Below are 13,233 nucleotides of genomic sequence, written 5' to 3' on the forward strand. Positions count from 1 at the left end.
CGGGGCCGGACGAGGAGTGATCATGTCCTTCGCACAGGCAGTGCTCCAGCTGGCGATCGGGGTGTCCTTCGGCCTGCTGCTGTTCCTGCTGGCCTCCGGGTTCACCCTGACGTTCGGTCTGGCCGGCTTCGTCAACCTGACCCACGGCGCCGTGTTCATGGTGGCCGCGTACGTCGCGACCGCGCTCTCGTCCTCGTCGTTCCCGGTGGCCGTGCTCGCCGCCGGGGCGACCGGGACGGTGCTCTCGACGCTCGTGTACGCGGTCTCCCGGCTGCGGTGGACCAAGCTCGCCTCGGACGAGCTCAGCCAGGTGCTGCTCACCTTCGGTCTGCTGCTCGTGTTCGCGGAGACCGCTCGCGTGCTCTGGGAGGGGCTGCCCCGGTCCCTCCCGGAGCCCGGGTTCGCCTCCGGTTCCTGGGACCTGGCCGGCTCCGCGTTCCCGACCTACCGGGTGCTGATGGGAGGGGTCGCTCTCGTCCTGGCCGGATCGCTCTGGTGGTTGCAGGAGCGCACCCGCTTCGGCGCGATGGTCCGGGCCGGGGTGGACGACCGGGACATGCTGGAGGCGACCGGGGTCGCGTCCGGTCCGCTGTTCCTGGCGGTCTTCGCGCTCTCCGGCCTGCTCGCGGGCCTGGCCGGCGGGATCGGCGCCCCCGTGCTGGGTGCCGCCATGGGCCAGGAGTTCGGGGTCCTGGTGCTGGCCTTCGTGATCGTCGTCCTGGGCGGGCCCGGCAACCTCAAGGGCGCGTTCATCGCCAGCCTGACGGTCGGCATCGCCGACGCCTACGGCAAGGCGCTGCTGCCGACGTTCGCAGAGTTCACGATGATGGCGCTGGTCGTCGTCGTCCTCGCCTGGCGCCCCCAGGGGCTGTTCGGAGGTGCCCGATGAAGTGGCTCGCGATGCTCGCCGGGACGGTAGCGCTCCTCGCGGCGCCGTACTACCTCGACCTCTTCCAGATCGGCCTCGTGACCCGGGGGCTGGTCTGGGCCGTGGTCGGCCTCTCGGTGTGGTTCCTCCTGCGCATCCTCGCGCTGCCGTCCTTCGGCCATGCCGCGTTCTTCGGGATCGGTGCGTACGCCGCCGGGCTGGCCGTCACGCGGTGGGAGGTCGACAACGTGTTCGTCGCCCTCGCCATCGCCGTTCTCCTCACCTGCGCCGTGGCGCTCCCGATCGCCCTCGTGGCCTCACGCCTGGGCAGCATCGGGTTCCTGCTCATCACGCTCGCCTTCGCGGAGATGCTCCGATCCCTCGCACTGCGGTGGCGCTCGGTCGGCGGGTCCGACGGGCTCGTCGGGGTGACCCGCCCGGACGCCGGGCCGCTGCCGATCGACCTGGCCGATCCGCTCGCCTTCTTCTACTTCACGATCGGCGTGACGGCACTGTGCCTGCTCGTGCTCCGGCTGGTCCAGCGCTCCGCGCTCGGGGGCATCCTCGTGGGCATCCGCGAGAGCGAGAGCCGGATGCGGGCCCTGGGCTACCGCGTCGGCGCGTACAAGGTCTTCGCCTTCGAGCTCTCCGCCGCGGTCGCCGCGGTCGCCGGCGTGCTGCACGCCTACCTGATCCGGTTCGTCAGCCCGGAGGACCTCGGCGCCCTGGTGTCCGCCCGGGGCCTGATCATCGTGGTGATCGCCGGCGCGGCGCTGGCCGCACCCGTCGTCGTGGCCGTGGTCCTCACTTTCGGCGAGGACCTCGCCAGCAGCCGCACCGAGAACTGGCTCGCACTGACGGGCCTGGTCTACGTCGCGGTCGCGCTGCTCGGGGACCTCGTGTCGACGCGTCCGCGCGGATGGATCGGCCGCCGGGCCGCCACCGACGAGGGTGCGACGCCGGCCCCCGACGCCGGCACCGGCGCGAGTCCCAGCTGCGGCGCGGTTGCGCTCGCCGCCGTACCGGTCCAGGAGGGCCCATGAGCACCGTCCTCGAGCTCGACGCGATCTGCAAGCAGATCGGGGGCGTCCACATCAACCGGGACGTGTCCGTCCGGCTCGCTCCGGGTGAGCGGCGGGCCCTGGTGGGACCCAACGGCGCGGGCAAGACGACCCTGATGAACATGGCCGCCGGAGTCCTGCGGCCGACGTCCGGGACCGTCCGCCTGCGCGGCCGGGACGTGACCTCGATGCCGGTGCACCGTCGTGCCCGGTGCGGCCTCGCGCGGACCTTCCAGATCACCAACCTCTTCCCGGCCATGACGGTGGCCCAGAACCTCGCGATCGCCGCTCAGGTCGGGAGCCCCCGCCGGTTCGACCCGGTGCGGCCGTGGTCGACGGCCCGCGCCGTCTGGTCCCACGTCGACGGCCTGCTCGAGCGGGGCGGGCTGACCGCGATCCGGGACATCCAGGTCGGGCAGCTGGCGTACGGCCAGCAGCGGCGTCTGGAGATCGTGGCCGCCGTCGCCCAGCCGTGCTCGGTGATCCTGCTCGACGAGCCGGGGGCAGGACTGAGCAGCGAGGAGACCGAGGAGCTGCTCGCCCTGGTCTTCGGCCTCGATCCCGAGCTCGCGGTCATGTTCATCGACCACGACGTGGAGCTGGCGTTCCGGATGGCCACCCACGTGACCCTGCTCAACCTCGGCGAGGTCGTCGCCGAGGGCAGCCCCGAGGACGTACGCGCGATGCCGATCATGTCCGAGATCTACCTGGGGGTGGACGACCATGCTTGAGGTCGAGAACCTGAGGGCGACATACGGCGCGGTCCAGGCCGTCCGCGGCGCCAGCTTCCGCGTGGCCGCCGGGGAGGTGCTGGCCGTCGTCGGCCCCAACGGCGCCGGCAAGTCCACGCTGGCCAATGCCATCGCCGGCCTGCACCGGTCACGTACCGGGCGAGTGCTGGTCGCCGGTCACGACCTCGGGAGGCCGCGCGCCACCGCGACCGTCCGGGCCGGCGTCGCCCTGGTGCCCCAGGGGCGCCGGGTGTTCGGCAGCTGCACCGTCGCCGAGCACGTCCGCCTCGTGGGCGCCCACGCGGCGCCCGGCGCGGTGTCACTGGGGGAGCTGCTGACCCTGTTCCCCAAGCTCAGCGACCGGTCCGCGGTGCGCGCCCGCCTGCTCAGCGGTGGTGAGCAGCAGATGCTCGCCATCACCCGCGCGGTCCTCCTCGGCTCACGAGCCGTCGTGCTCGACGAGCCGACGGAGGGGCTGGCGCCCAGCATCGTCGCGGCCGTCGCCGAGCTGGTGCGGCTGCTCAAGGAACGCGGGGTCGCCGTGGTGCTCATGGAGCAGGCTGGGCCGTTTCCCCACCAGCTGGCCGACCGAGTGGCCACGATGGACCGGGGGCTGCTGTCGCTCGCGCGTGCGGTGCCGCCCGGCGCCGCGCTCGCCGGAGATGAAGGAGAAGCGTCATGACCGGAGCGCTGGGGGTCCAGATCACCCCGTGGAGCGGCTCGCGCGAGCTGGTAGCCCTCGGCCAGCGGCTGGCGCCGGTCGTCGACACCGTCTGGGTCCAGGACCAGATGCTGGCCCGCAACGTGTACGCACTGCTCGGCGCCCTCGCGCAGGCCGGCTGCGGCGTCGGGACCAACGTGACCTATCCGATCGGACGCAACCCGATCGAGATGGCCTCGTCGGCGGCAACCCTGGCCGAGGTCGTGCCCGACGGCCGGGAGGTCATCGTCGGGATGGGCACCGGCGGGGCGATCGTGAACAGCCTGTTCCAGAAGGACCGGCCGATCTCGGCCGTGCGCGAGGCGATCGTCCTGATGCGGGACCTCTGGGCGGGTAGCCGGGTGGAGCTCGACCGCTTCCCCACCCTGGGTCAGGCGCTGTCGTACAAGCCCGGTGCCGTCGCCGAGCTGACCTACGGCGTGGAACGACCGCCGTGCATCGTCCTCGCGGGTGTCGGGCCGCGCATCCTCGCCGTCGCCGGGGAGCACGCCGACGGCCTCATCTCGCCCAGCAACATGCCGACGCTGTCCCGGGCCGCGTTCCGCACCGGTCGATTCGGGGAGATATCGGGGCTCGACCGGGCCATGGCGGCCCGGCCGGCGTCGATGGCGCCGCTGCGGTTGATCTTCGGCATCAACACCTCGATCTCGACCGACCGCAAGCGTGCCCGCGAGCACGCGCGCCGGCAGGTCGCACTCGTCGTCGGCAACCCGCGCCTGTGGCCCGACCTCGAGCGGGTCGGCCTCGACCTCGAGTCGGCGGGCGCGGTCAAGGACGCCTTCGACGCCGGTCTCGGCATCGACGGTGCCGCCGCGCAGTGCTCCGACGACCTGGCGGACGCGCTGATCGTCTCGGGGACCCCGGAGGAGTGCGTGCCGGCCATCGCGGAGCTGCGCGACCTCGCCGCCGCGGAGGGCTACACCGAGTTCTACGTCGGGGCCCCGCTCGGGCCCGACCCGCACGAGGCCGCCGGGCTCCTGATCGATCAGGTCATCCCGCAGGTCTGGCCCGGACGAGCCTCGCGATGACCCAGCTGTTGCGCACCGTGGACGAGGGAGTGGTGACCCTCACCCTCCACCGGCCCGAGAGCAGGAACGCCCTCACGACCGAGCTGCTGCGCAGCCTCGTCGCGGAGCTGGCCGTCGTGCAGGACGCCCCCGACCTCCGGGTCGTCGTGCTGGCCGGGGCGGGTGGGGCCTTCTGCGCGGGCGCGGACCTCAAGGAGCTCGGCGCCACGGCATCAGCCGAGGACCGCCAACGGAGGATCAGGCTGGTCACCGAGGCGATCGCCCGGCTGCGCAACCTCGAGCAGCCGACGATCGCGGTGGTGACCGGTGCCGCGTACGGCGCCGGCTGGGGCCTGGCGCTGGCCTGCGACCTCACGATCGGGTCCGCGTCGGCGCGGTTCAGCCTTCCTGAGGTGCCCAAGGGGCTGCGCCTGCCCGCCGCGATCACTGCGCGGCTCGTCGAGGTGGTCGGCCCGGTCCGGGCTGCCGACATCGCCCTCGGTGGCGGCACCTACGGCCCCGACGAGGGGGTCGCCCTCGGGTGGCTCGCGCACGCCCTGCCCGACGACGAGTCCGCACACGCGCACGCCCGCGGCTTCGCTCGCCGCCTCGCGACGAGCCCGCGCTCGTCGGTCGCCCACGTCAAGCAGGTGCTGAGGCGGGGTTCGCCCCACGACCTCACGCCGCCCCCCGAGTACGCCTGGATTGAGGAGAAGTGACCGAGGACATGACCGATTCCGACCAGCTGCGGGAGTTCGTGCGCCAGAGCGTGCGCGCTTTCGTGCACAAGGAGTGCGACGAGTGGCGTTGCCTCGAGTGGGACAAGGCAGGTACCTACCCGAAGGAGGTGTTCGACCAGATCGCCGACCTCGGGTGGTACGGCATCGGCATCCCCGACGAGCTCGGCGGCTCGGGTGGCACCGCCAGCGACCTGCTCGTGGTCGCTGAGGAGCTCGGGCGCGGGAGCACCGACCTGGTGGCGTGCTTCAGCCTCACCGCCTCCGGACTGCGCACGATCGTCACCGACGGCTCCGACGTCCAGAAGGCCGAGCTGATCCCGGCCATCATGAGTGGCCGGACCCGACTCTCCATCGCCGTCACCGAGCCCGAAGCGGGCTCCGACGCGGCGAGCCTGCTCACCTCGGCTCGGCGAGACGGAGACCACTACGTCCTGAACGGCCAGAAGACCTTCTGCGAGGCGGCCGGGCTCCCCGACACGATCGTGCAGCTCTACGCCCGGACCGACCCGGCGGCCCGCAAGCAGGACGGGATCAGCATGATCCTCCTCGACCCGACCCTGCCCGGCGTCACGCTGCGCCGCCTGCCCACCATGGGACGCAACATCACCGGCGTCTACGAGGTCTTCCTCGACGACGTCCGGGTGCCGGTCGATCGGCTCGTCGGCGTCGAGAACAACGGCTGGCGCCAGCTCGGCGCCGAGCTCCCGCTCGAGCGCCTGATCATCAGCGCCGGCTTCGTCGGCGCCACCCTGCAGGTCCTCGAGGACACCCTGCAGCACGTCAAGGAGCGCGAGCAGTTCGGCCGGGCGATCGGTGACTTCCAGGCCGTCGCCCACCTGCTCGTGGACCTCTACACGCGTGTCGAGAGCGTCCGGCTGCTGGTCTACCGCGGCGGTGAGCTCCACGACGCCGGACAGCCGCACACCAAGGAGGCGTCGATGGCGAAGATCGCCTCCGCGGAGCTCTACGCCGACGCTGCGCGGTACTGCATGCAGCTGCACGGTGGCTACGGCTACGTCGACGAGCACCCGCTGACGATGCACTACGTCGATGCGGTCATCGCGACCGTCGCCGGTGGGGCCTCGCAGGTGCAGCGCAACATCGTGGCCCGCGAGCTCGGCCTGAAGCCGCGGTGATCGCGATGATGGCACTCGAAGGCGTCAAGGTCCTCGACGCGGCGTCGATGCTCGCCGGACCCTACTGCGCGACCCTGCTCGGGGACCTGGGCGCGGACGTGATCAAGCTCGAACCGCCGAACGGCGACGAGACCCGCCGGTTCGGCCCGCGGCGAGGATCCGACAGCGGGGTGTTCGTCGGGGTCAACCGCAACAAGCGCAGCGTGCGCATCGACCTTCGAAGCGACGAGGGCCAGCAGGTGCTGGCTCGTCTCGTGCAGTGGGCGGACATCGTCGTGGACAACCTGCGTCCCTCGGCCCGCCGGTCGCTCGGGCTCGACCACGAGACGCTGCGCGCTCAGAACCCTCGCGTCATCTCGGTCTCGTTGTCGTCGTTCGGCGCCGAGGGGCCCTACGCCGGCCGCGCGGGGATCGACCCGGTCGCCCAGGCCCTGACCGGCTTCATGGCCGTCACCGGACCTGCCGGCGGACCCCCGACGAAGGCCGGGCCGCCGGTCGGGGACGCCACGGCCTCGCTGCTCGCCTCGGTCGGTGCCCTGGCCGCGCTGCGAGCCCGGGAGGCGACCGGCCACGGCCAGCAGGTCGACGTCTCGCTGATCGACGGGTTGGTGCACATCCAGGCGCCGTACACCGGGAAGTACTTCCTGCTCGGCACGCAGCAGCCGCGTTCGGGCAACAGCATCGACTGGTACGCGCCGTACAACGCCTACGAGTGCGCCGACGGGCGCTTCCTGCACCTGGCCTGCTACAACGACAAGTTCTTCGGCAACCTGTGCGCCGCGATGGGTCGCCCCGCGCTGGCCGACGACGAGCGGTTCCGGACGAACGAGCTGCGCCTGGCGAACCGTGTGGCGCTCGACGCCGAGATCGGCGCGTTCCTGGGGACCGTGCCCCGTGACCGGGCGCTGGACGTCCTCTGGAAGCACGACGTGATCGTCGGCCCGGTCAACGACTACGTCGACGTCTTCAGCGACCCGCAGGTGCTCCACAACCAGATGGTGGTCGACGTCGACCACCATGCCGGGCCGTTGAAGGTCACCGGGGTCCCGGTGAAGCTGTCCGACAACCCCGGATCCGTACGCCGGCCGCCACCCGGTCTCGGCGAGCACACCGCCGAGATCCTCGCCGAGCTCGGCTTCGACGACGCGTTCGTCGAAGCGATCGTCGACCGGCCCGAGAAGGGGGCACTCCGATGACCGGCCTCGCCTCCATCAAGGCCCCGCAGGTGGGCAGCTGGGAGGCCGCCCGGGACGCGTTCCGCTGGCCGGCGCTCGCCGACTACAACATCGCGACCGACTGTCTGTCGGCCCCCGCGGGGCGCCCGGCACTCGTCGTGGTCGCTCCTGACCGGACCACCGAGGTCTCCTTCGGCCGGCTCGACGACCTCTCCAGCCGACTCGCCGGCGTGCTCCGGGGCCTGGGCGTCGGCGTCGGCGATCGGGTCGCGGTGAAGCTCCCCCAGAGTGCCGAGATGGCGATCGCGGTCCTCGCCACGCTCAAGCTCGGCGCCGTCGTCGTGACCGTGTCCAACGTCCTCGGGGTCGACGCGGTCGCGCACCGCCTCGAGGACAGCGGCGCCCTGGTGCTCGTCTGCGCGGGAGGGATCGGGGAGCGCGAGCTGGCCGAGCGCACCGGCGCCACCCTGCTCGTCACCGGCGACGAGGGCTGGCTCGGGGGCGCCCTCGACGGGCACGAGCCGCTCACGTCCTTCGCCTCGTCCGGAGCCGACGACCCGGCACTCCTCCTCTACACCTCGGGCACGACCGGCTCGTCCAAAGGGGTGCTGCACGGTCACCGGGTGCTGCTCGGCCATCACGCGATCGACCTCGCGTGGGACCACGTCCGTGAGGGCGACGTGGCCTACAGCCCCGTCGACTGGTCCTGGGCCGGCGGCCTGATGCTGGGCCTGCTCGTGCCGCTCGCCTATGGAATCACCGTGGTGGCCTACCGCGAGCCTCGGTTCGACGCCGAGCGCACGGTCGCCATCATGCGGGACACCGGCGTGAGTGTGGGGCTCTTCCCGCCCACGGCGCTCCGGGTGCTGCAACGCTCGGGCGCCCTCACCAAGGAGACGATGGCCACTCTCCGGCTGCGGGTACTGATCAGCGGCGCCGAGGCGGTCGAGTCCGAGCTGGCCTCCTGGGCTCGCGACGAGCTCGGCCTGAGTGTGAACAACGCCTTCGGCCAGACCGAGGCCAACGCGTTGATCGGTCACGCGAACGTGCTCGGTGAGCTCGACCCGCGATGCCTCGGACGCCCGTACCCCGGTCACGAGGTCGCCATCCTCGACGCACGCCAGCAGCCGGTCGGGCCGGGCGTCGTGGGCGAGATCGCGGTACGCGCGGACGACCCGGTGTGCATGCTGCGCTACTGGAATGCGCCCGAGGCGACGGCCGCCAAGTTCCGCAACGGCTGGCTCCTGACGGGAGACTCCGCACACGCGGACGCCGACGGGAACCTGTACTTCCACGGACGGGCCGACGACATCATCAAGAGCGGTGGCTATCGACTGGGCCCGGCCGAGATCGAGGGCGCGATCCTGGCGCACCCGGACGTCGCCGAGTGCGCCGTCGTCGGGCTGCCCGATCCCCAGCGGGGCCAGGAGGTCACCGCCTTCGTGGTCCTGGGCGCGGACGTGGTTCCCAGCCCCGAGCTGACCACCGAGCTGCAGTCGCGGGTGCGCGCCGAGGTCGGGGCCCATGCCTATCCGCGACACATCGAGTACGTCGACGGGCTCGCGAAGAGCAGCACCGGCAAGGTCGATCGAGCATCGCTCCGTCGCGCGTACGGCCCCGTGACCGACGAGGCCAGCCGATGAGCACGTCGATGGTGGTCGTGGGTGGGGGCACGATGGGCCGTGGCATCGCGATCGCAGCACTCGCCACGGGCTTCGAGGTGACGTTGGTGGACGTCGCCGAGGACGTGCTCGACCGTGCTCAGGCACGGGTGTCGGAGCACTTCGCCCGACACCCGCAGCCGGATCGGGGGGTCTTGCACACGACCACGTCACTGGCCGGCTCCCTCGAGACGGCCGAGGTCGTCATCGAGGCGGTGCCGGAGATCCTCCCGCTCAAGACGCAGATCTTCCAGCAGCTGCGCGGCGCGCCACCCGGCACGCTGCTCGTCAGCAACACCTCGACGATGAGCATCAGCGCGCTCGCCGAGGCGTGCGGCGGGTCGTCCCGTGTGGTGGGGATGCACTTCTTCAACCCGGCCCACCGGATGCCTCTGGTCGAGGTCGTCGTCGGCACACGGACGAGCGACGACGCCCGGGACCGGGCGGTGGCGCTCGCGGTCCGCCTCGGCAAGGACCCGATCGTGGTGCGAGACCTCCCGGGCTTCGTGACCAGCCGACTGGGCTTGATCCTCGGGACCGAGGCCATGCGCATGGTCGAGGAGCAGGTCGCCAACGCCGCCGACATCGACAAGGCGTTGAGGCTGGGCTACGGACATCCCATGGGACCGCTGGAGCTCGCCGACCTGGTCGGGCTCGACGCCCGCCTGAACAACTTGCGCAGCATGTTCGAGCGCTCCGGGGACGCGGCGTACGAACCGCCCGCGGTGCTGGTCGACCTCGTCGCCGCCGGGCACCTCGGCAAGAAGTCCGGTCGTGGCTTCTACGACTACGAGGCGCAGTCGTGAGTGGCCTGCTCCGGGTCGGGACCCGGCAGGGCTTCGACACCCTGGAGATCGACTCGCCCACGAACCGCAACGCTCTCTCGGTCGAGCTGCTCACCGCGCTGCACGACGAGGTGCGTCGCTCGGCGACCGGCACGGGCCGCGGACTCCTGGTCCAGCACGTCGGGCCGGCGTTCTGCTCCGGCGTGGACCTCAAGGAGCGCGCGGCACTCGGCCCTGACGACAGCTCCCACTCCGAGCTCCTCGCCCACCTGCTCCGCGAGCTCTGGCACTACCCCAAGCCCGTCGTGGTCATGGTCGACGGTGCCGTGCGTGGTGGCGGCTTGGGACTGCTGGCCTGCGCCGACGTCGTCCTGGCGACGGCCCGCTCGAGCTTCGCCTACTCCGAGTCGCGGGTCGGCGTCGCGCCGGCGCTGGTGATGGCCGTGACGCTGCCGCTCGCCGACGTCCGCGCGCTGGTGCCGCGGCTGCTCGACGGCGCGGTGTTCGGGGCGGTGACCGCGCACGAGCTCGGCCTGGTCACCAGGGTCGTCGAGGACGCGTCGAAGGTCTCGACGGTCCTCTCCGAGCTCCGCCAGGGCGCCCCCGATGCACAGCGCGTGATCAAGACACTGGCCCGACAACGGATCGGAGTGGACGTGGACGGTCTCCTGGTGGAGATGGCCGGCGTGTCGGCCCGGCTCTTCGCCGGCGCGGAGGCGGCCGAAGGCGTCGCCGCGTTCACCTCCAGGCGCAGCCCGTCGTGGGTGGTGGCCCGATGACCGCCGTCGCCGGCATGTCCCGAGCGCTCGCACGCGCGGAGTCGGCCAAGGCGCTCGACGTCGCCGAGGCCGTCGTACTCCTGCAGGCACGCGGGGTGGACCTCGAGTCGCTCTGCCGGGCGGCCGCCACCGTGCGCGACCGTGGGCTCGACGACGCCGGGCGGACCGGGATCGTCACGTACAGCCGGAAGGTCTTCGTGCCGCTCACCCGACTGTGCCGCGACCGGTGCCACTACTGCACGTTCGCCACGACGCCCGGACGCGTCCCGGCGCCGTTCCTGTCGCCCGACGAGGTGCTGGACATCGCCAGGGCGGGAGCCGCCCAGGGCTGCAAGGAGGCGCTGTTCACGCTGGGTGACCGGCCCGAGGATCGCTGGGACGTCGCGCGCGAGTGGCTCGAGTCGCGGGGCTACCCCGACACCCTCTCCTACGTCCGGGCGATGGCGATCCTGGTGCTCGAGGAGACCGGGCTGCTTCCGCACCTCAACCCAGGCGTGATGACCTGGCAGGAGCTCCAGCGGCTCAAGCCGGTCGCCCCGTCCATGGGGCTGATGCTCGAGACCACCGCGACGGCGCTGTTCACCGAGCCGGGCGGGTGCCACTACGGCTCACCCGACAAGGACCCCGCCGTCCGGTTGCGGGTGCTCGAGGACGCTGCTCGTAGCGCGATCCCGTTCACCACCGGGATCCTGGTCGGCATCGGCGAGACGCTGCAGGACCGTGCCGAGTCGCTGTTCGCGATCCGCCGGGTCGCTCGCCAGTACGGCGCGATCCAGGAGGTCATCGTCCAGAACTTCCGGGCGAAGCCCGACACCGCGATGAGGCGGACACGGGACGCGGATGTGGAGGAGTACCTCGCCGCGATCGCCGTCGCGCGGCTGGTCCTCGGGCCGAGGATGCGGATCCAGGTGCCACCGAACCTCTCCGACCCGCACGAGTTCGACCGGCTGCTCGGGGCCGGCGTCGACGACTGGGGCGGCGTCTCGCCGGTGACCCCCGACCACGTGAACCCCGAACGCCCCTGGCCCGAGGTCGAGCGGCTCGCGGAGCTCTCCGCCGCGGCCGGGTTCGAGCTCCGCGAGCGCCTGACGGTCCACCCCGAGCACGCCCTGGCCGGCGACCCGTGGCTCGACCCGCGGATCGTCCCGCACGTGCGCGCCCTGATCGACCCGGCCACCGGCCTGGCGGCCGCCGGTGCCCTGCCGACCGGGCGCCCCTGGCAGCAGCCGGACGTCGCGTGGGGGAGCGTGGGGCGTACGGACCTGCACGCCGAGATCGACGTCACCGGCCGCCGGACCGACCGGCGCTCGGACTTCGACGTCGCCTACGGCGACTGGGGAGTGCTGCGCGAGCAGGTCCGGCACTCCGCACCCGCTCCGGCGCTCCCGCCGGAGGTCTCGGCTGCGCTCCGCGTCGCCGAGCGCGACCCGGGGGCCCTCTCCGACGCGCAGGCGCTGGCCCTGATGACCGCGGACGGGCCGGCACTCGACGAGCTGTGCCGGCTCGCGGACGGTCTGCGACGTGACGTCGTCGGTGACGACGTGACGTTCGTGGTCAACCGCAACATCAACTTCACCAACGTCTGCTACGTCGGCTGCCGCTTCTGTGCCTTCGCCCAGCGCGAGACGGACGCTGACGCGTACACGCTGTCGATCGACGAGGTCGGCCAGCGCGCGGAGGAGGCGTGGGCCGTCGGCGCGACCGAGGTGTGCATGCAGGGTGGGATCGACCCCAAGCTGCCCGGCACCGCGTACTTCGACCTGGCCGCGGAGGTCCGGCGACGGGCGCCCGGGTTGCACATCCACGCGTTCTCCCCGATGGAGATCGTCTCGGGTGCGGCCCGTTCCGGCCTCTCGGTCCGGGACTGGCTGATCGCCGCTCGAGACGCCGGGCTCGACACCATCCCGGGGACGGCCGCCGAGATCCTCGACGACGAGATCCGGTGGGTGCTGACGAAGGGCAAGCTCCCGGCCGACGTCTGGGTCGATGTCGTGAAGACGGCCCACAGCCTCGGCGTCCGATCCAGCGCCACGATGATGTACGGCCACGTGGACGCGCCGCACCACTGGGTCGCCCACCTGCGGCTGCTCGCGCGGGTCCAGCGGGAGACCGGTGGCTTCACCGAGTTCGTGCCCTTGCCGTTCATCCACCAGAGCTCTCCCGTCTACCTCGCCGGCGTGGCGCGGCCCGGGCCGAGCAACCGCGACAACCGGGCGGTGCACGCGATGGCCCGGATCCTGCTGCACGGTGCGATCGACAACATCCAGTGCTCCTGGGTCAAGCTCGGCGAGGACGGCTGCGCCGACCTGCTGCGGAGCGGCGCGAACGACATCGGCGGCACGCTGATGGAGGAGACGATCAGCCGGATGGCCGGGTCGACGTTCGGCTCGCTCAAGACGGTCGAGCAGATGCACGGGATCGCCGCTCTGGCGGGCCGTCCCGCCAGGCAGCGGACCACGACGTACGGGCACGTGTCCGACGAGCGAGCCGAAGCGGCCCTGAGGTTCGACGGAGCCACCCGGACGCTGCTGCCGATGGTCACCAACGCCCCCTGAGATCCACCGAGAGG

Annotated in this window: 12 protein-coding genes; all 12 read left to right on the plus strand. The window is 72.1% G+C overall.

Annotated features, from left to right (window positions below; genetic code table 11):
- Positions 1-22 precede the first annotated feature (22 nt).
- From NOCA_RS05730 to NOCA_RS05785, 12 genes are read left to right on the plus strand one after another with little or no spacing between them, the layout of a single operon-like run.
- Positions 23-889 carry a branched-chain amino acid ABC transporter permease gene (locus NOCA_RS05730; protein ID WP_011754324.1) on the plus strand — a complete coding sequence of 289 codons (867 nt, stop codon included), beginning with the start codon at positions 23-25 and terminating at the stop codon, positions 887-889.
- Entirely contained in the window at positions 886-1,911 is a 1,026-nt protein-coding gene (locus NOCA_RS05735) for a branched-chain amino acid ABC transporter permease (RefSeq protein WP_011754325.1), read from the plus strand. Before NOCA_RS05730 ends, NOCA_RS05735 begins: the two co-directional genes overlap by 4 nt.
- Positions 1,908-2,660 (plus strand): ABC transporter ATP-binding protein, encoded by a 753-nt coding sequence (locus NOCA_RS05740; RefSeq protein ID WP_011754326.1) that lies wholly within the window; start codon positions 1,908-1,910, stop codon positions 2,658-2,660. Before NOCA_RS05735 ends, NOCA_RS05740 begins: the two co-directional genes overlap by 4 nt.
- Positions 2,653-3,342 carry an ABC transporter ATP-binding protein gene (locus NOCA_RS05745; protein ID WP_011754327.1) on the plus strand — a complete coding sequence of 230 codons (690 nt, stop codon included), beginning with the start codon at positions 2,653-2,655 and terminating at the stop codon, positions 3,340-3,342. The genes NOCA_RS05740 and NOCA_RS05745 overlap by 8 nt, the downstream gene beginning before the upstream one ends.
- Positions 3,339-4,409 (plus strand): LLM class flavin-dependent oxidoreductase, encoded by a 1,071-nt coding sequence (locus tag NOCA_RS05750; protein WP_011754328.1) that lies wholly within the window; start codon positions 3,339-3,341, stop codon positions 4,407-4,409. The genes NOCA_RS05745 and NOCA_RS05750 overlap by 4 nt, the downstream gene beginning before the upstream one ends.
- The gene (locus tag NOCA_RS05755) at positions 4,406-5,107 is read left to right on the plus strand and encodes an enoyl-CoA hydratase/isomerase family protein (RefSeq protein WP_011754329.1); all 702 of its coding nucleotides are present in this window, start codon (positions 4,406-4,408) and stop codon (positions 5,105-5,107) included. Before NOCA_RS05750 ends, NOCA_RS05755 begins: the two co-directional genes overlap by 4 nt.
- Before the next feature lie 8 nt (positions 5,108-5,115).
- A complete protein-coding gene (locus NOCA_RS05760; RefSeq protein ID WP_041547147.1) occupies positions 5,116-6,264 on the plus strand; it encodes an acyl-CoA dehydrogenase family protein in 1,149 nt (382 codons plus the stop codon).
- Between the two features lie 5 nt (positions 6,265-6,269).
- Positions 6,270-7,460: a CaiB/BaiF CoA transferase family protein gene (locus NOCA_RS05765; RefSeq protein ID WP_011754331.1), complete on the plus strand. Its 1,191-nt coding sequence runs from the start codon at positions 6,270-6,272 to the stop codon at positions 7,458-7,460.
- The gene (locus tag NOCA_RS05770) at positions 7,457-9,082 is read left to right on the plus strand and encodes an AMP-binding protein (RefSeq protein WP_011754332.1); all 1,626 of its coding nucleotides are present in this window, start codon (positions 7,457-7,459) and stop codon (positions 9,080-9,082) included. The genes NOCA_RS05765 and NOCA_RS05770 overlap by 4 nt, the downstream gene beginning before the upstream one ends.
- Positions 9,079-9,906 (plus strand): 3-hydroxyacyl-CoA dehydrogenase family protein, encoded by an 828-nt coding sequence (locus tag NOCA_RS05775; protein WP_011754333.1) that lies wholly within the window; start codon positions 9,079-9,081, stop codon positions 9,904-9,906. The genes NOCA_RS05770 and NOCA_RS05775 overlap by 4 nt, the downstream gene beginning before the upstream one ends.
- Positions 9,903-10,664: an enoyl-CoA hydratase-related protein gene (locus NOCA_RS05780; RefSeq protein ID WP_011754334.1), complete on the plus strand. Its 762-nt coding sequence runs from the start codon at positions 9,903-9,905 to the stop codon at positions 10,662-10,664. Before NOCA_RS05775 ends, NOCA_RS05780 begins: the two co-directional genes overlap by 4 nt.
- On the plus strand, positions 10,661-13,219 hold the full coding sequence (locus NOCA_RS05785) for a bifunctional FO biosynthesis protein CofGH (protein WP_011754335.1): 2,559 nt from the start codon (positions 10,661-10,663) through the stop codon (positions 13,217-13,219). The genes NOCA_RS05780 and NOCA_RS05785 overlap by 4 nt, the downstream gene beginning before the upstream one ends.
- Positions 13,220-13,233: the final 14 nt, after the last annotated feature.

This window comes from Nocardioides sp. JS614, assembly GCF_000015265.1.
GTDB lineage: Bacteria > Actinomycetota > Actinomycetes > Propionibacteriales > Nocardioidaceae > Nocardioides.

Excerpts from the sequence above, each read along its gene's own strand:
- NOCA_RS05770 (WP_011754332.1), top strand. The coding sequence starts at position 7,457 with ATGACCGGCCTCGCCTCCATCAAGGCCCCGCAGGTGGGCAGCTGGGAG.
- NOCA_RS05730 (WP_011754324.1), top strand. The coding sequence starts at position 23 with ATGTCCTTCGCACAGGCAGTGCTCCAGCTGGCGATCGGGGTGTCCTTC.
- NOCA_RS05765 (WP_011754331.1), top strand. The coding sequence starts at position 6,270 with ATGATGGCACTCGAAGGCGTCAAGGTCCTCGACGCGGCGTCGATGCTC.
- NOCA_RS05735 (WP_011754325.1), top strand. The coding sequence starts at position 886 with ATGAAGTGGCTCGCGATGCTCGCCGGGACGGTAGCGCTCCTCGCGGCG.
- NOCA_RS05785 (WP_011754335.1), top strand. The coding sequence starts at position 10,661 with ATGACCGCCGTCGCCGGCATGTCCCGAGCGCTCGCACGCGCGGAGTCG.
- NOCA_RS05760 (WP_041547147.1), top strand. The coding sequence starts at position 5,116 with ATGACCGATTCCGACCAGCTGCGGGAGTTCGTGCGCCAGAGCGTGCGC.
- NOCA_RS05775 (WP_011754333.1), top strand. The coding sequence starts at position 9,079 with ATGAGCACGTCGATGGTGGTCGTGGGTGGGGGCACGATGGGCCGTGGC.
- NOCA_RS05745 (WP_011754327.1), top strand. The coding sequence starts at position 2,653 with ATGCTTGAGGTCGAGAACCTGAGGGCGACATACGGCGCGGTCCAGGCC.
- NOCA_RS05755 (WP_011754329.1), top strand. The coding sequence starts at position 4,406 with ATGACCCAGCTGTTGCGCACCGTGGACGAGGGAGTGGTGACCCTCACC.
- NOCA_RS05740 (WP_011754326.1), top strand. The coding sequence starts at position 1,908 with ATGAGCACCGTCCTCGAGCTCGACGCGATCTGCAAGCAGATCGGGGGC.
- NOCA_RS05750 (WP_011754328.1), top strand. The coding sequence starts at position 3,339 with ATGACCGGAGCGCTGGGGGTCCAGATCACCCCGTGGAGCGGCTCGCGC.